At 62.6% G+C, this 16944-nt stretch carries 16 protein-coding genes, 1 tRNA gene and 2 riboswitches; of the genes, 11 read left to right on the forward strand and 6 right to left on the reverse strand.

Translation table 11 applies throughout. The features are described from left to right. Positions 1-58: 58 nt before the first annotated feature. The 3 genes from gcvT to U5760_RS08100 all read right to left on the reverse strand — a co-directional run bounded on the left by gcvT (position 59) and on the right by U5760_RS08100 (position 3439). Positions 59-1177 (reverse strand): glycine cleavage system aminomethyltransferase GcvT, encoded by a 1119-nt coding sequence (gcvT, locus tag U5760_RS08090; protein ID WP_322010883.1) that lies wholly within the window; start codon positions 1175-1177, stop codon positions 59-61. Between the two features lie 79 nt (positions 1178-1256). Further along, positions 1257-1399, reverse strand: a riboswitch (glycine riboswitch). A gap of 58 nt (positions 1400-1457) precedes the next feature. Continuing rightward, a riboswitch (glycine riboswitch) is annotated at positions 1458-1561 on the reverse strand. Between the two features lie 195 nt (positions 1562-1756). Continuing rightward, positions 1757-2107, reverse strand: a complete 351-nt coding sequence (locus U5760_RS08095) for a hypothetical protein (protein WP_322010884.1) — start codon at positions 2105-2107, stop codon at positions 1757-1759. 282 nt (positions 2108-2389) lie between these two features. Further along, the gene (locus U5760_RS08100) at positions 2390-3439 is read right to left on the reverse strand and encodes an oxidoreductase (RefSeq protein ID WP_322010885.1); all 1050 of its coding nucleotides are present in this window, start codon (positions 3437-3439) and stop codon (positions 2390-2392) included. Positions 3440-3642: 203 nt separating this feature from the next. Here U5760_RS08100 and U5760_RS08105 point away from each other — a divergent pair, with 203 nt between their 5' ends. Continuing rightward, positions 3643-5733 carry a UvrD-helicase domain-containing protein gene (locus tag U5760_RS08105; RefSeq protein WP_322010886.1) on the forward strand — a complete coding sequence of 697 codons (2091 nt, stop codon included), beginning with the start codon at positions 3643-3645 and terminating at the stop codon, positions 5731-5733. A gap of 109 nt (positions 5734-5842) precedes the next feature. Here U5760_RS08105 and U5760_RS08110 read toward each other — a convergent pair whose 3' ends face one another. Further along, the gene (locus tag U5760_RS08110; RefSeq protein WP_322010887.1) at positions 5843-6754 is read right to left on the reverse strand and encodes a c-type cytochrome; all 912 of its coding nucleotides are present in this window, start codon (positions 6752-6754) and stop codon (positions 5843-5845) included. Between the two features lie 327 nt (positions 6755-7081). Between U5760_RS08110 and U5760_RS08115 the strand changes: the two genes are divergently transcribed. After that, positions 7082-7157: transfer RNA gene (locus U5760_RS08115), tRNA-Arg, on the forward strand. A 94-nt stretch (positions 7158-7251) separates the two neighbouring features. Here the strand turns inward: U5760_RS08115 and U5760_RS08120 are convergent. Then, the gene (locus U5760_RS08120) at positions 7252-7530 is read right to left on the reverse strand and encodes a DUF4145 domain-containing protein (RefSeq protein ID WP_322010888.1); all 279 of its coding nucleotides are present in this window, start codon (positions 7528-7530) and stop codon (positions 7252-7254) included. A gap of 489 nt (positions 7531-8019) precedes the next feature. On the opposite strand from U5760_RS08120, the gene U5760_RS08125 reads away from it, so the two are divergent. The 9 genes from U5760_RS08125 to U5760_RS08165 all read left to right on the forward strand — a co-directional run bounded on the left by U5760_RS08125 (position 8020) and on the right by U5760_RS08165 (position 16049). After that, positions 8020-8580, forward strand: coding sequence for a hypothetical protein (locus U5760_RS08125; protein ID WP_322010889.1), 561 nt, complete (start codon positions 8020-8022; stop codon positions 8578-8580). A gap of 316 nt (positions 8581-8896) precedes the next feature. Beyond that, on the forward strand, positions 8897-9322 hold the full coding sequence (locus tag U5760_RS08130) for an FdtA/QdtA family cupin domain-containing protein (RefSeq protein ID WP_322010890.1): 426 nt from the start codon (positions 8897-8899) through the stop codon (positions 9320-9322). A gap of 35 nt (positions 9323-9357) precedes the next feature. Beyond that, entirely contained in the window at positions 9358-10476 is a 1119-nt protein-coding gene (locus U5760_RS08135) for a DegT/DnrJ/EryC1/StrS family aminotransferase (protein ID WP_322011088.1), read from the forward strand. 13 nt (positions 10477-10489) lie between these two features. Beyond that, positions 10490-11440 (forward strand): glycosyltransferase family A protein, encoded by a 951-nt coding sequence (locus tag U5760_RS08140; RefSeq protein ID WP_322010891.1) that lies wholly within the window; start codon positions 10490-10492, stop codon positions 11438-11440. A 58-nt stretch (positions 11441-11498) separates the two neighbouring features. Next, positions 11499-12164, forward strand: a complete 666-nt coding sequence (locus U5760_RS08145) for an acetyltransferase (RefSeq protein ID WP_322010892.1) — start codon at positions 11499-11501, stop codon at positions 12162-12164. Between the two features lie 6 nt (positions 12165-12170). Then, a complete protein-coding gene (locus tag U5760_RS08150) occupies positions 12171-13151 on the forward strand; it encodes a hypothetical protein (protein WP_322010893.1) in 981 nt (326 codons plus the stop codon). A gap of 25 nt (positions 13152-13176) precedes the next feature. Next, entirely contained in the window at positions 13177-14115 is a 939-nt protein-coding gene (locus U5760_RS08155) for a GNAT family N-acetyltransferase (protein ID WP_322010894.1), read from the forward strand. A gap of 27 nt (positions 14116-14142) precedes the next feature. After that, positions 14143-14964 (forward strand): phytanoyl-CoA dioxygenase family protein, encoded by an 822-nt coding sequence (locus tag U5760_RS08160; RefSeq protein WP_322010895.1) that lies wholly within the window; start codon positions 14143-14145, stop codon positions 14962-14964. Next, positions 14961-16049 (forward strand): FkbM family methyltransferase, encoded by a 1089-nt coding sequence (locus U5760_RS08165; protein ID WP_322010896.1) that lies wholly within the window; start codon positions 14961-14963, stop codon positions 16047-16049. Before U5760_RS08160 ends, U5760_RS08165 begins: the two co-directional genes overlap by 4 nt. Before the next feature lie 55 nt (positions 16050-16104). On the opposite strand, the gene U5760_RS08170 is transcribed toward U5760_RS08165, so the two are convergent. Continuing rightward, on the reverse strand, positions 16105-16938 hold the full coding sequence (locus tag U5760_RS08170; protein ID WP_322010897.1) for a hypothetical protein: 834 nt from the start codon (positions 16936-16938) through the stop codon (positions 16105-16107). Positions 16939-16944 lie beyond the last annotated feature (6 nt).

The following is a 16944-nucleotide window of genomic DNA, read 5'->3' on the forward strand; positions in this document are numbered from 1 at the left end:
ATGCTCCAGTGCGTGGTTGCTTGTGAATACGTGAAAGAGGGGGGCGTACGCGCCCGGGTCAGGCGGCCAGCACCTTGCCGTTGCGCACGAACGGCAGTTTTACCACGCTTGCGGGAAGGGCTTTGTCGCGGATCTGCACCTGCACGACATCGCCCGGCTGCACGCCTTGCGGCACGCGCGCGAAGGCGATGGATTCCTGCATGGTGGGCGAGAAGGTGCCGCTCGTGATTTCGCCTTCTCCGTGCGGAGTGAGCACCTTCTGGTGCGCGCGCAGCACGCCGCCCGCCTTGCCGTTTTCCTTCTGCAGGATCAGGCCGACGAAGGTCATGCGCGAGCCGTTCGCCTCCAGCGCGGCGCGGCCGACGAAGTCGCGCGGCTCTTTCAGGTCGACGGTCCAGGCGAGGCCCGCGTCGAGCGGCGAGACGCCTTCGTCCATGTCCTGGCCGTACAGGTTCATGCCGGCTTCGAGGCGCAGCGTGTCGCGCGCGCCAAGGCCGGCGGGCTTCACGCCCTGGCGCTGCAGCGCGTCCCAGAGTTCGCACACGGCTATGGCGGGCACGACCACTTCGAAGCCGTCTTCGCCGGTATAGCCCGTGCGCGCGATCATCAGCTCGCCGAACGGCGTGCTTTCGATCTTCGCGGCGTTGAAGGGCTTGAGGATTTCGGTGCTGCTGCGCGTGGAGGGCGCCACCTGCCAGACCTTCTCGCGGGCGTTCGGGCCCTGCACGGCGACGATCGCAAGATCGCGGCGCGGCGTGATGGTGAGGCCGAAGCCTTCTTCGGCGTTGAGCTTCTCGAGCCAGGCGATGTCTTTGTCGGCCGTGCTGGCGTTGACGACGGTGCGGAACTGATCGTCGGCGAAGTAATAGACGATCAGGTCGTCGATCACGCCGCCTTCGGGGTTGAGCATGCAGGTGTAGAGGGCGCGGCCCGGCGTGGTCAGCTTGGCGACGTTGTTGGCGAGCGCGCGCTGGAAGAAGGCGCGTGCCTTCGGACCGGCGAAATCGACGACGCACATGTGCGAGACGTCGAACATGCCGGCGTCGGTGCGCACGGCGTGGTGCTCGTCGATCTGCGAGCCGTAGTTCACGGGCATGTCCCAGCCGCCGAAATCGACCATGCGGGCGTTGAGCGCACGGTGCGTAGCGTTGAGCGGGGTGTGTTTCAGTTCGGTCATGGGGCGGCCTCGGCACGGTCGAAAACGAAAAGGGCCATGCATGACGCGCCGCAGGCACGATGCCTGTGGACGCTTCTTGCATGGCCCCTCTGTCCTCGGTACCTGAGAGATTGCGCCGGGCGCCGCGGTAGTCGGCACTGGGCGGCGCGCGCCCCTTCGGTGGGCAGTCTGAACGCGGCCTGTCTTGCCGCCGTTCTGCTGCCGCTCTCCAGAGTGCGGACCTCGTTGCGTCTCCGTTCGCCCGCGCGCGATGGCGCGCGGAGCTGGCGGATAGGCGGTCCGGCGCGCACGGTCCTTTTGCCTGAGAGTTTGTGGGTTGCCCCTTCGGCGGTGCCGGGTGCGCGCAGCAAAGCGGCAATCGGCACGCTCTCCCGGCGCGCGCAGCGATTGTGCGCGACGCGCACAGGGCGTGTCAATGCGGAAAATTTTGATCGGGAGGGACAGATGGCGCCCGGGCGCCGGCGGCGTGTCCTGCCGCGGAGGGAGCCGGTGTGAGGACCGCAGCGCAGCGGTCCCCACACCGGAAGCGGGCGCGCAGAGCGCACGCCGCGAAGGGATGACTCAGGGATTGCCCAGGCGTTACTCGCCGATGGCGTGAGCGGCCTGGTCGAGTTCCTGGTTCAGCACGCGTTGCTCGTCGCCGGAGAGACCGCCGCCGTGCTGGGCTGCCATGTTGTGCGCTTCGCCGCGGATTTCGTCGAGGCGGTGATGCAGCGCGCCACCTTGGGGCGGCGGATAGTAGCCCTGGTTCACGTGCACGTCGATGCGGTGGCTCAGGTTATCGATGCGGCCATCCACCTGGTGCAGACGCTCGACGGCGATCTGATGCGGCGTCGGGCCGGGCGGCGGGGGCGGCGGCTGGTTGACGACGCAGGCAGCCAGCGTCGAAACGAGGGCGCTTGCGGCAAGTGTGCGGGCGATGCGAGACATTAAGACTCTCCTTTTGGTCGTTGTCGCTCTTTCTGGCGTTGTCCGAACGCCCAACGTCCGAAGCGCGGCTTCCGATGACCGGCCACGCGCCGCCACATGTAACCGTTTGTAATCATCTTTCATGGATGTCGGAACAATGAAAGGTGTTGCGCGGGACATCGAAATATTTGGCCACGCGATGGGCGGCCTCGCGAAAACAAAAACGGCGCGGGGTCGGTTCGGAAACGCCCGCGCCGTCTGGCTCCCCGGGCCGCCGACGTGCGGCGGCCCGGCTTTCGGTTTTCAGTGGCCTCGCGTGAAGGCCAGCGTGCGTCCTTCGGCGGCGCTCTGCATTGCGAGCTCGATCACGGTCATCACGTCGATGGCGTCCTGCGGGCTCACCGGGAACGGCAGGCCTTCGCGGATCGACGCGGCGAGCGCCCGGTAGAGGCCCGTGTAGTCGCCGTCGAGCGTCGGCAGCGGGCGTCCGGTTTCGCCGCCGTCGTCGAGCAGCACGTGCAGCTGGCCGGCTTCGTTGCCGGCGCCGAAACCCGCCTGGCCCGGACGCAGCCCGGCCTTCAGCTGGTCCTCCTGGGTGTCGAGACCGTTTTTCAGGTAGCCGCCGCGCGTGCCGTTGATGACGAAGCGCGGCGAGAAAGCCGCGAGCGCGCTCGCGTGCAGCACCGCATCGTGTTGGGCGTAGCCGAGCACGAGATGTGCGTAATCGGGCGCCGTGGCGTTGTCGCGGCGCGTGCGCACGAAGGCCGTCACCGTTTCGGGCGTGCCGAAGAGCGCAAGCGTCTGGTCGATCAGGTGCGGCCCGAGATCGTAGAGCAGACCGCCACCGCGCGCGGCGTCTTCGCGCCAGCGCTGGCGCACGAGCGGGCGGAAACGGTCGAAGTGCGACTCGAAGTGCGTCACCCGGCCCAGCTCGCCGCTTTCGAGGAGTGCGCGCACGGTGAGGAAATCGCCGTCCCAGCGGCGATTGTGGAACGGCGCGAAGACGAGACCGCGCCCGGCCGCCAGCGCGGCGAGCGTGCGCGCTTGTGCGGAAGTCAGCGTGACCGGCTTGTCTACGAGCACGTGCTTGCCGTGCTCGAGCGTGCGGCGCGCGAGGTCGAAGTGCGTATCGTTGGGTGTCGCGATCACCACGCACTCCACCTCGGCGAGCGCGAGCAGGGCGTCGAGATCGGGGACGATCGCGGCGGCGGGAAAGTCGGCGCGGGCGCGTTCCGGCTGGCCCGTCGCGATGGCGGCGAGCTCGACGGCCTTGCAATGCGCGATCACGGGAGCGTGGAAGGTCTGGCCGGCAAAACCATAACCCATCAGGCCGATTTTCAGCGGAGAAGTCATGAGGCGAATCCTGCAAGGGACGGCGCGGCGAAGGTGAAACGCCGCCGCGGCCGCAGTGGGCGGGAGGGCGTTATTGTGGCACGCGGCCGGGTGCGGGGGGAGCGAGGTTCGATCGTGTTAACATCGCACCTCCCGCGCGCCTCGCGCCGGCCGGTCCAACCCGGCCCCCAGCCGTTCCACCCGTTTTTCCCAATCCAGCAACGATGTCCGCAGGCCTGAATCCCGCCCAAAGCGAAGCGGTGCGCTATCTCGACGGTCCCTGTCTCGTGCTCGCCGGCGCGGGCAGCGGCAAGACGCGTGTGATCACGCAGAAGATCGCGCACCTGATCGAAGCGAAAGGCTTCGAGCCGCGCCATATCGCGGCCGTCACCTTCACCAACAAGGCCGCCGCCGAAATGCGCGAGCGCGTGGGCAAGCTGCTCGAAGGCAAGACGCTCACGACGCCCGGCAAGGAAGGCCGCAAGGTGCCGACCAATCAACTGACGGTTTGCACCTTCCACTCGCTGGGCGTGCAGATCCTGCGCCAGGAAGCCGAGCATCTGGGACTCAAGCCCCAGTTCTCGATCATGGATTCGGACGACTGCTTCTCGATGATCCAGGAGCAGGTGGGATCGACCGACAAGGGCTTTATCCGCAAGATCCAGTCGATCATCTCGCTCTGGAAGAACGGTCTCGTGATGCCCGAAGAGGCGCTGGCGACGGCATCGAACGAAGACGAACACCAGGCCGCGATCGTCTATCGCAACTACGTGGCGACGCTGCACGCCTACCAGGCCGTCGATTTCGACGACCTGATCCGCCTGCCCACCGAGCTCTTCGCGAAGAACGAACCCGTGCGCGAGCGCTGGCAGAACAAGCTGCGCTACCTGCTGATCGACGAGTACCAGGACACCAACACCTGCCAGTACGAACTGCTCAAGCTGCTGGCGGGCCCGCGCGCCGCGTTCACGGCGGTGGGCGACGACGACCAGGCGATCTACGGCTGGCGCGGCGCCACCATCGAAAATCTCGCGCAGCTCGGCAAGGACTATCCGAAGCTGCACGTCATCAAGCTCGAACAGAACTACCGCTCGACGGTGCGCATTCTCACGGCGGCGAACAACGTCATCGCCAACAACCCGAAGCTCTTCGAAAAGAAGCTCTGGTCCGAGCACGGCATGGGCGACACCATCACCGTCACGCCCTGCAACGACGAAGAGCACGAGGCCGAATCGGTGGTGTTCCGCCTCTCCGCGCACAAATTCGAGCGCCGCGCGCAGTTTCGCGACTATGCGATCCTCTATCGCGGCAACTTCCAGGCGCGCATCTTCGAACAGGTGCTGCGGCGCGAGCGCATTCCCTACGTGCTCTCGGGCGGCCAGTCGTTCTTCGACAGGGCCGAGATCAAGGACATCTGCGCGTACCTGCGCCTGATCGCCAACCACGACGACGACCCCGCCTTCATCCGCGCGATCACCACGCCGCGCCGCGGCGTGGGCAACACGACGCTGGAAGCGCTGGGCGCGTTTGCGGGGCAGGCCAAGGTGTCGCTCTTCGAGGCCGTGTACATGGGCGGCATCGAGGCGCGGCTCTCCGCGCGCCAGGTCGAGCCCATGCGCGTGTTTTGCGACTTCATGCAGCGCCTCGCCGAGCGTGCGGAGAAAGACCCGGCGACCGTGGTGCTGGACGACCTCATGGAAGCGATCCACTACGAGTCGTATCTCTACGACGCGTTCGACGAACGCCAGGCGCAGTCGAAGTGGCAGAACGTGCTGGAGTTCCTGGAGTGGTTGAAGCGCAAGGGCACGAAGCCTGAACAGGAAATCGGCGAAGACAGCGAGGCGACGGGCTACGACAACGCCGACGGTCTTGCCGACACCGGCAAGAACCTGATGGGCCTGATCCAGACCGTGGCGCTGATGTCGATGCTCGAAGGCAAGGACGAAGATCCGGACGCGGTGCGGCTTTCGACGGTGCATGCGTCGAAGGGACTGGAGTATCCGCACGTGTTTCTGGTGGGCGTGGAGGAGGGCATCATGCCCCACCGCGGCGGCTCGGAAGACGACGTGATCGACGACGCGCGCATCGAGGAAGAACGGCGCCTCATGTACGTGGCGATCACGCGCGCGCAGCGCAGCCTGCATCTGAACTGGTGCAAGAAACGCAAGCGGGCGCGCGAGACGGTGGTGTGCGAGGCCTCGCGCTTCATCCCGGAGATGGGGCTGGACGACGCGCCGCCGCCCACGGCCGAAGAGGCGCCGATGTCGCCGAAGGACCGGCTGGCGAGTCTGAAGGCGCTGTTGCAGAAGGGCTGAGGGCTGAGCGCTGCGCCTCTCTAAACGAAAGGGCTGCATCTTGCGATGCAGCCCTTTGTCTTTGTCGCCCGGTCTTTGCCGCCTGGCGTTGTGGCCCGTGAGTGGAGACTTACTTCGCGGCGCTCACCATGTAATCGACGGCAGCTTTCACGTCGGCGTCCGAGGCGTTCGAACCGCCCTTCGGGGGCATCTGGCCTTTGCCGTGCAGTGCGTAGTTGTAGATGGTGTCCATCGGGTCCTTCAGGCGCGGTGCCCAGTCGGCCTTGTTGCCGAACTTTGGCGCGCCCAGCACGCCGGCCGCGTGACACGCCTGGCAGACCTGCTGATAGAGCGCCTTGCCCGCTTGCGAGGCATCGGCGCTTTGCCCGGCGCCGCCTGCCGCGGGCGCGGAGGCTTGCGGAATGGCGGCGATGGCCGCTGCGGCGGCCGCGGCCTGGGCGGCGTTCGCATCGGCGCCCGAGGCACCCGCAGCCGGCGCGGCGGCTGCCGCACCCGATGCACTTTGTGCGGCGCCCGGCGCGGGCCTGGGTGGATCCTGGAAGTTCGCGCCGCCGTGATTGGCCATGTAGGCCACGGCGAGGCCGATTTCGTAGTCGCTGTAGTCGTCGGGGCTCGTGCCGCCGCGCGGGGGCATGGCGCCCTTGCCGGTGAGCGCGGTGTGCCAGAGCGTGTCGTAGCCCTGCGCGATGCGCGGCGCCCAGTCGGACGCGTTGCCGAACTTGGGCGCGCCCGCTGCGCCCGTGGCGTGGCAGGCCGAGCAGACGGCCTGATAGACCTGCTCGCCGGTCTTGTAGACGTGCGGCGCATTGGCATCGCGGATCGAAACCTGCGCGATGGGCGCAATGCGCTGGGCGATTTCGGCGGGGGCGAGTTCATCGGTCCCGGCGCCGATACGCGTGGTGCTGTCGACGTAATAGGCGAGCAGGATGCAGCAAACGATGGGGATGGCAAACCCGGCGATGATGGCGGCGATCAGCTGGCCGGGCGTTTTGATCGGGGCTCCGTGCGGTGCTTCGCTCATGCTTGTCTCGTCTCCCGTTGGTATTGTGGTGAGCGGTACAACCTGGCGATGGATCAAACACCGATGATTATAGACGGAAGGTTTCGCGGCCGGTGCGGGCCGGCTGGGGGTCTTCAGCGGGCGTTTACCCGGAGCGTGTGTCGGGTGGGTGGGGGCTGTGGACTCGGCCCTTTTTTGTGACTGGTCCGATGGGGCCTGAGTCTGGCTGTGGGGCCGGCAACCCCGCGCGGTGGACGGTTTAACCGAAACCGGGTATTCTCTCGGTCTCACTGCGGCGCCGCATTTCCTCCGTGTTCAGCGGGTTGGTGGCAGCGCCAGCGTCTCAAAGCGCCCGTAGCTCAATGGATAGAGTACTGCCCTCCGAAGGCAGGGGTTGCTGGTTCGATCCCAGCCGGGCGCGCCAAGAAAATCTTCAAAATCAAAGGCTCGCAGCCGTTGAATGGTCCCTTCGGGTACTCATTCCGTCCTTGGATGCCCGAAAGTTCGAGATGCCGCCCCTATTGTTCATCGAGCGGTTCGATGCGCCGCTTGATCTTCTCTGGAAGTGTGTAGAGATAGATGAGTAGCAACCGGGTGAATTCGGACAATTCGGTCGCTGCCTCCTTTGTGAACTCCTCTTCCTCGTGAAGTGCGTCGTTTCCGTCAAGGCGCACGCGGTGAGCCCATGTTTGCAAGTCTTTGGTGATGCGGTTTTCAGCGGCAAGCTTATCTATACGTTTTTCCAACTTCCACGCCTCGACGTCGGGGCTAAAGACTTTAAGGGCTATCTCAGGCATCTCCGGTACATGGCCGCCGCGGCGGTATATCGACCGCTTCTCAGGCAATCGGCGCCCTCTACATACGCCTTACTAACCGCGTGCGGGCAGTCTTCGGGAGTATCCGGTAGTGGTTTAGACGGATATACGGAATTGATCCCAGGCACAGATTTTCGTCGCCATATTTTCCAGAGGCTTTTCTATGGTTTCTGGCCTATACGAGCCGCAGTGATCGCAGTCATGTGTTGAACCGGGCCAATCAATTTATAAAATTCGCCGATTTGGTGCCTCGCTCCAACGGCAGGCTTTTCGGTTCTGTCGCAGCCGGGCTTACCTCAAGACTCAATCGTTTAAGCCCTCAGTTTTCGCTGCTGACGAAGACTGCGCCAGAGGTACCCACGCGCACGCAATCCTTCCACCAGGCCGAATCGTCCCTCCCCCTCAAGTCCCCACTTTCTCCGCCGTTAATTAAATCAGACCAATAGCCCATAACAAGGAGAACGGGTTTAAATGAAGAAGGCAAGAATTTCCGCAATTGCAGGTCTCGTAGCCGCTACCGCTGTGATGCTTTCGGGGTGCCAGACGACGAATTCCTCCGTGCCCTATGAAGTTTCGACCGACAACGTCATTGCCATCCAGCAAGGTCTGCAGTCGAAAAAGATCAGCGTGAGCAGCATCGAACTCGCGCAAGGGGTGAACGAACATCTGCTGTGCCGCCTCGATGGCGACGTGAAGGTGGCTCCGGGCAAGACGCTCTCGCAGTACATCAAGGAAGCGTTCCAGAAGGAACTGTTCACGGCGCAGTCGTACGACCCGCATGGCCCGGCCATCGTGGGCAGCATCGAAGATCTGAGCTTCAGCTCGGTCGCGCCGGCGTACTGGCAGATCACGATGCACGTGCGTTCCGAGACTTCGCCGGGTTACACCGTTTCGGTGAAGTACCCGTTCGACACCAGCTGGATTGCCGCCAATGCGTGCAAGAACACGGCAGACGCCTTCGCACCGGCCGTGCAGGAGCTGATCAAGCAGGTCGTGACCAACCCGCAGTTCGCTACGCTGGCGGGTAAGTAACACCTTCCCCGCAAATTGTGCGTAACGTGCCGCCAACCTTTGGCGGCACGTGTTGTTCGTCCCGGCACCCCGCGCCGCAAACCTCCCCCAGCCGCTTACCGCAGAGCCGGGCCCGGCGCTCCAGCCCGAACTTGGGGAATAGAGGCGAAACCCCGGTCTGTTTGCCAGATCGGACCTCTTCCCTCAACGTTAAGCTTTCCAGGTAAAAGTCCCGTCGGGTGCCATACGCGAGCGCATGGCCGCTTCCGTCTGGGACGTCTCGGATGCGGCACAACAGACCGCAAAACGGTGAACTGAACGTTAGAGGACGGTGGCCATGCCGCTGAATGATTGCCGGATAATTGAACTGCCAAAGATCACCGATCCGCGCGGCAATCTCACCTTCGTGGAAAGTGATAATCACATTCCGTTCGACATCCGGCGCGTGTATTACCTGTACGACGTCCCCGGCGGATCGGATCGCGGTTCGCACGCGCACCGCAAGCTGCACCAGTTCGTGATCGCTATGTCGGGCAGCTTCGACATCGTGCTCGACGACGGCGATCGCCAGCGGCGTTTCCACCTGAATCGCTCGTACTACGGGCTCTACATTTGTCCGATGATGTGGCGCTCGCTCGACAACTTCTCGTCCGGCGGGGTGTGCATGGTGCTCGCGTCGGAACACTACGACCCGGCCGACTACATCCGCGATCACGACGAGTTCATCCGGCTCGCGCGTGCGCGCGAACCTGTGGCGCTCTGATCGAGGTCGTTCGGATACCGAATCAGAAACGACGAATGAAGATTGATTTTCTGAACCTCAAGCAGGTCAACGCGCGCTTCGAGAAGGGTATCCACGAAGCGATCGACCGCGTGATCGACTCCGGCCGGTACATTCTCGGCGAGGAGACGCTCGCCTTCGAACGCGAATTTGCCGATTATTGTGGTGTCGAGCACTGCATCGGCGTAGCGAACGGTCTTGAAGCGCTGCACCTGATTCTGCGCGCCATGGGCATTGGCGAGGGCGACGAGGTGATCGTTCCGTCCAATACCTTCATCGCGACGTGGCTGGCCGTGAGCCAGGCCGGCGCGCGTGTCGTTCCCGTCGAGCCCGATAGCCGGACGTGCAATATCGACCCGCAGCGGATCGAGGCTGCCATTACGCCGCGTACGCGCGCAATCATGCCTGTACACCTGTACGGCCAGCCGGCTGACATGAGTCCCATCAACGAGATTGCGCGCCGCCACGGGCTGCGTGTTATCGAAGACGCTGCGCAGGCGCACGGTGCGCATTATCGCGGCCGGCGCGCGGGCGGACTTGGCGACGCCGCGGGCTTCAGCTTCTATCCGGGCAAGAACCTGGGCGCGCTGGGTGACGGCGGAGCCATCACGACGAATGACGGCAAGCTGGCCGCCACGCTGCGCAAGTTGCGAAACTACGGCTCGGAAGTCAAATACCACCATGATGTCGCCGGGCAGAACTCGCGCCTCGACGAACTTCAGTCGGCGATTTTGCGGGTGAAGCTCAAACATCTCGATACGGAAAACACGCAGCGCGCTGCCCTCGCGGCGATGTATCTCGAAGCGCTCGCACAGGCGCCGCTGCAGTTGCCCGTAGTACTTGAAGACGTCGAACCGGTCTGGCATCTCTTCGTCGTGCAGACTCCGAACCGGGATGCCCTGCAGGCGCATTTAACGGCGTGCGGCATTGGCTCGCTGGTTCACTATCCCGTCGCGAACCACCTGCAGCCCGCCTATGCGGATGTCGCATGGCCCGCTTTGCCGGTCGCCGAAACACTGCAATCCCGGGTTCTCAGCCTTCCGTTCGCGACGTATCTGGGCGCAGACGAGGTCGGTGCCGTGGCTGGCGCGATTGACGAATATTTCCGGCGTGATGGCAGCGCCTCCAGGCTTTAACCCCGGTAACGCAATGAAGATCACCACGCTGATTCCTGCTTTCAAGCCCCAGTATCTTCACGACTTGCTGGTGGCACTGAGGCATCAGACCGTGCGCCCCGAGCGCATCATCATTTCCGATGACAGCCCCGATCGTGCATTTCGCGCTGCATTCGAGAGCGAACCGTTACGGTCCCAGATCGCGGATATGAACATCGAGGTCATCGATGGTCCGCGTGCTGGCGGGATTGCGAACTGCCAGCATCTGCTGAAAGCGTGGAACGGTTCGACGCCGTTGGCACACCTCTTGTTTGACGACGACGTCATCTACCCGGACTTCTACTCGTTCCATGCCGCAGTGCATGCAACGGGTGCGTTCGACTGCTCGGTCAGCCGCCGCTGGACGGCGATCGAATCCGGCCAGCCGATTGGCCAGCTCATGCGGCCCGACGTGGTGGTTCAGAACCAGCAGCGCGTGCTTTCGCTGCCGGCCGATGCCGCGTTCATGTCCACCATCCCCGGCTGCAATAACTGGCTGGGCGAGTTCTCCAATGCAGTCTTCAATCAGGACGGCGCAAAGCTGCTGTTCGACGCGAAGCTCGCCGGCATTTCGTATGAGGGGTTGGGCGACATCGGGCTTTTCCTTGCCGCGAGTCTGAACAAGCCGCTGTGCTACATCAACGATCCGTTGGGCTATTTTCGCCTGAGTTCGCAGCAGATCAGCCAACAAACGTCGAGTCACGCAGGCAAGCTTGCTGTCCTGGCGTGGGCTGCGCTCGCCATTGCGGGATGCCGCGTGGACAAGCTCTCGCGAGAGCAGGCAGTGCAGTGTTTCAGAAACGTCGATGCATTGATTGCGCTTCGCAATCCTGGCGACGCCGACATGGCGGCGTTCAGAACCTTGATGCAGGAACTGGCCGGGCAGGTTCCATCGGCAGAAGAACGCTTTGTGCAGGCCTGGCATGCGTTCATTCCGGTTGCCTAGAGTCAGGTCGCGGCAAATCGCGGCAGACCATGGTGGTGATCTGAAGGAGGAGGGGGAAATGGGAAAGAAGCTCGTATTGATCGGCGCTGGCGAAATGGCAGAAATTGCCGATGAGTATTTCACTCACGACTCGGACTATGAGGTGGTGGCGTTCAGCGTCGAACGCAGCTATATCCGGCAGCCGGAACTCAACGGCAAGCCAGTCGTGGCCTATGAAGATCTGGAGCGTCTCTATCCGCCTTCGGACTATATGGCGTTCGTTGCCATTCCGTCGTCTCAACTCAACGCCCTGCGCACCCGCTTTTACCTGGATGCGAAGCAGAAGGGCTACCGGTTTGCCACCTACGTTAGCTCGCACGCGTTTGTCTGGCGCAATGCCGCAATTGGCGAAAACACGTTCATCTTCGAGAACAACGTTATTCAGCCGTTCGTGACGGTGGGCAATAACTGCATCCTGTGGAGCGGTAACCACGTCGGCCACCGGACGGTCATCCGCGATAACGTGTTCGTCTCGTCGCATGTCGTGATCTCCGGTTACTGCGAGATCGGTGAATTCTGCTTCCTCGGCGTGAACAGCACGTTCAACGATCATGTCAGAGTTGCGGACCACTGTGTGATTGGCTCGGGCTCGCTCATCACGAAAGACACGGAGGCCAATCGCATCTACGTCGCTTCGGCTTCCAAGCCGGTTCCCGGCAAGCTTGCCAACGAAGTCGAGCTTTGAAATGCAATGTCCTTTTTTGTGCTGGCGGGTACGACGCAGATGACAATTCATTGGGAAAAATTGGGCGCCGTGTTTGAAACGGCGACGCATGGGCGGCCGTGGATGAAGAATTCGGCGCTGACTCCCACGCCTTTCCGGCTCGACCAGGAGACGATCCGCGTGTACGCGGGCTTTCGCGATGAAGCGGGAGTCAGCCGGATCGGGTACGTGGACGTGTCTGCCTCGAACCCGACGAAAGTCCTTGCGATAGCGGATGCGCCGGTCCTCGACATCGGGCGCGACGGCTGCTTCGACGACAACGGCGTGATACTCGGCGACGTCGTTCGCGGTCCCGGCGGCATCTACATGTTCTATGTCGGGTTCCAGTTGGTGGCGAAGGCCAAGTTCCTGGCGTTTAGCGGCGTGGCGCTCTCGACCGACGGTGGCCATACTTTTGCCCGCCTTTCAGAGTCGCCGATACTAGACCGGGCCCGTGGCCAATCCACGATCGGCGCGATTCATTCGGCGCACTACGAAAACGGTCGCTGGCGGCTCTGGTATGCCTGCGGGGACGACTGGGAGATCATCGACGGCCGCCCGTTTCCGCAGTACCACATTCGCTATGTCGAGACGGACGATCTCTTCAATGTCCCGAGAGAAGGGCAACTCTGCGTGGACGTGCGCGGCGACGAGTACCGCATAGGCCGTCCCAGGGTGTATCGCATCGCAGGGCAGTACTTCATGTACTACACCAAGGGCACCACTTCGGGCTCCTATTTTCCGGGCGTTGCGAAATCCAAAGATGGCGTGCACTGGACCCGGCGCGACGACGAGCTGGGCATAGCGCTTTCCGAACACGGCTGGGACTCGCAGACACTGTGCTATCCGGCCTTGATTTCGGTTCGGGAAGAAACCTATATGTTCTATAACGGCAACAACATGGGGTACGACGGCTTCGGCTGTGCTCGGGCAGCGGGCGTGGTGCTGGAAGAGGCAGGGCGGGTGTGATGTGTCAGTCGCGCGGGTAACGGCCGTGGATACGGCCCTCTCGCTCAAAGTGTACGCGGCGGAGCACGCCGGTATCTGGAATGACGTCGTTCGGCGCTCGTGCAATGGCAACTTCCTGCACGAGCGCGAGTACATGGATTACCACAACGACCGCTTCGAAGACGCCTCGCTGATCCTGTTGCGCAACGGCAAACCGGTGGGCGTATTTCCGGCCAGTCGGGACGGTGCCACGATCAGCTCGCATGGCGGCCTGACTTATGGCGGCTTGCTCCATACAGAAGAGCTCGGCGCGCACGATACCTTGCTCGCCTTTGCTGCGATGGGCGAGCACTACCGCAAACTGGGCGTGCAGTCCGTGATCTACAAGGCGACACCCCAGGTGTTTCACCGGATGCCCTGCCAGAACGATCTGTACGCCCTGACTTGCGCAGGGGCGAAGCTCGTCCGCCGCGACGCCTCGACGGTGATCAGTCTGGAAGAGCCGTTGCGCTTTTCCAAAGGTAGAAAGTGGGCCGTCAACAAGGCACGGAAGGCCGGTATCACGATCAGGCAGTCGGACGATATCGATCGATTCCATACCTTGCTTGCGCAGGTTCTCGAAAAGTTCGACGCGAGACCCACGCATTCGAGTGCGGAGTTGCGGCTGCTGTCCGGGCGCTTTCCCGATGCCATCACCCTGCATGTCGCCGAGCAGGACGACACCTTGCTGGCGGGCGCCATCATGTTCGACTTCGGGCATGTCGTCCACACGCAATACATGGCCAACTCCGACGCCGGCCGGGAGATGGGTGCGCTGGATCTTCTGCTGGCAGAACTCATTACCCGCTATGGGCAGCGCAAATTCTTCAGCTTCGGCATCTCGACGGAACAGCAAGGCCTTCATCTGAACGCGGGGCTCATTGCCCAGAAAGAAGCGTTTGGCGGACGCACCATCGTGCACGACTTCTATTTGTGGGCTCTGTGAACCGCACCCCTTGACATCTCTTCGACGATGAGCACTCTAGACCAGCATGTCATCTGCCATGGCGTAACCGAGCGATATACCTCGACGACGGAAACCGGATTCTGTATCGAAGAGATTCTTACCAAAGGCTATAGCGTCATTCCCGGCAGCCTGGATGCTGCCACTATCGCACGCGTTTCCGAATGTTCGGACAAGGCGTACGCGAAGCAATGCGAGCTGCTCGGGGGCGAGGCGAACCTGAAGAAAATCAACGACGCGAATATCGCGCGGGCGCCTTCGGCCGACTTCGACGTGTTCATCGACGTCGCCATGGACCCCCGGGTTCACGCCGTCGCGAACGCGCTGCTGGGCAAGAACTACATTCTGTATTCGCAGAATGCGATCATCAATGTGCCCTCCACGGATCACTATCAGTTCTCGTGGCATCGCGACCTGAACTATCAGCACTGGACGTCTTCGCGCTGCCTCGCGTTGAGCGCCCTCCTGTGCGTGGATCCCTTCGACGAAATCACCGGCGGTACCTACGTTCTGCCGGCCACGCACAAGGTGGAGAAGTTCCCTTCGGACCGTTACGTCATCGAGAACCAGTTGTGTGTGCACGCGCGCCCCGGCGACTGGATTCTTTTTGACAGCATGCTGTTTCACCGTACCGGGAGAAATGCATCGGCAGCCGTGAGGCGCGCGGTGAACCACATCATCGTTCCGCCGTTCATGGCGCAGCAATACGATTTTATGAACATGCTGGGCGACAAGCTGAAGACAGCGGAGGAGCGCGTGTTCTTCGGGCAGGGAAGGCAGACGGCATCGTCTGCCATCGAGTGGCGGCAAATCCGGATCAACAGACTATGACACGCATTCACGATACGATCGATGCGCTCTTTGCGCGCTCCGAGCGCGAACTACACGAGAAGACGAGCTTCTTCGACCCAAGCGACTTCTATATCCTCGGGGCCGGCAACATGGGCCGGGCTGCTTTGGCCCAGTTCAGACAGATCGGTGTGGAGCCGCGCGGCTTTATCGACGACACGCCGGGCAAGCGGGGGACGTTCATTGATGGACTGGAGGTGTTCGGCGACAGGGAGGATGCATCGTCAACGGTGGTGGTGTGCATTCATAATCCTCGCCACGACTACCTCAAATCTCGTGAACGGTTTGGCGCGAAAACCCTGTCGTTCCTGCACATACCCTGGCTCTTCCCGCAACTGAGCTTTGCCCATGCGGCGCATCCGGACGCCTATCGCCGCTACCGCGAAGATATCGTCAGCGTGTACGAGGCGCTCGAGGACGAGACCTCGCGCCGGACGTTCATCGAGCAACTCACGTTCCGGCTGACGCTCGCATGGAATTTCGCTGAGTATTGCGTAACGCCCTATTTCCCCGACGATATTGGCCTGCCGTACGACGAGGAGGTGGATTTCGTCGATGCAGGCGCGTTCGACGGCGACACCGCCAGGCTCTTCGTGAAGCATTTCCCGCAGCCGGGGAAGATCGTCGCGATCGAAGCCGACCCGCGGAATTTCGCGAAACTGCAGGCGTGTCTCGCAGAGCTGGGTGTCGATCATATTGCGCACAACGCGGCCGTGGACGGAAAGGAAGGAATGCTGAAATTCGACGCGACGGGTGACATGGCCGCACGGCTATCCGAAAGCGGGCAACTGTTGGTGCACTGCCACACGCTTGCGCATTTCATGAAAGACGTCCGCAACCCTTGCTACGTCAAGTTCGACGTCGAGGGTGCGGAGTCCGCGATCATCGAGCAATCAGGCGATTTGCTGGCAGAGAGAAAGCCCATGCTGGCGGTCAGCATCTACCATCACGCACCGGATCTGATCGAGATTCCGTTGCGGCTGCACCGGCTCGGGTATCGAATCTCGATGCGCTATCACGGAATCGATGGCGCTGACCTCGTACTCTACGCGATGCCGACTCACTGATTGGCACGGCGTCCAATCGCTTCCCGGGGCATCCCGGCCTCGGGAAGCGACGGACTCAAGCGGGGGCCTTGGCCAACGTGACTGCATTCAGCCGCTCGATCACCTGAATCCGCTTGCGCAGATAGGCGCCCATATACTGCGGAAATCCCGTTTCCTTTGCCATGTGCTTCAAGGCGTCGAGCGTGAGCAGATCGTCGTTGAACTGCGACAGCACGGCATGGCCCATCGGCAACGTCGTCGGATTGAAGTTCCTCACCTTCCATCCGGGTTGCGTGGCGAGCAGCAGCGAGGCCATCCGCTCGATGATGAACACCTTCGCGGGCGCCCGCTGGGACTCGTACTTGACATCGTCGTTGAGCTGCTGCGCGAGCGGGCTATCTGCCGCCTCGGCCACCTCGAAGATGCGCTCGCATTTTTCCAGCCATTGCAGCCAGAAGGCGGGCTTTGCCACGAGGTAGTTGCAGAACACCGTCTGCACCGAGCTCATTACGATTTCGCTGGTCTTCAGACCGGGCGTGGTCAGCCTGACGGCCTCTTCGATGACGGGGCCAATGCCAGGGTGGCAAAGCGCGGCATGCTCGAAGACGCTCTGAAAAAACGCCGCCTGGTCGAAGAACGGCGAGAAGGTCACGACGTCGACGTCGTCCGGTATGCTGTTCACGAAGGCCATCGCTTCCACGGCTGTCAACCCGGTCTTCTCCATGAATTTGGGCGACAGAAAGCCATAACGGGCATTCGGATCCAGCGTATTCTCGATCAGGAATCGCCGCATGGGCCAGTACTCCCGCCAGTCGGGGCGCTGCCCCGTGTTGTCGAGCGGGATGAAGCCGGGATCGACCTGATCGAGCGTCGCGTCCGAGTAGTAAATCTGGAAGATGTGGTTCTTCATGGCAGG

Origin of the sequence: Paraburkholderia sp. J12 (assembly GCF_905220215.1) — a bacterium.
In the GTDB taxonomy this organism is placed as follows: Bacteria; Pseudomonadota; Gammaproteobacteria; order Burkholderiales; family Burkholderiaceae; genus Paraburkholderia.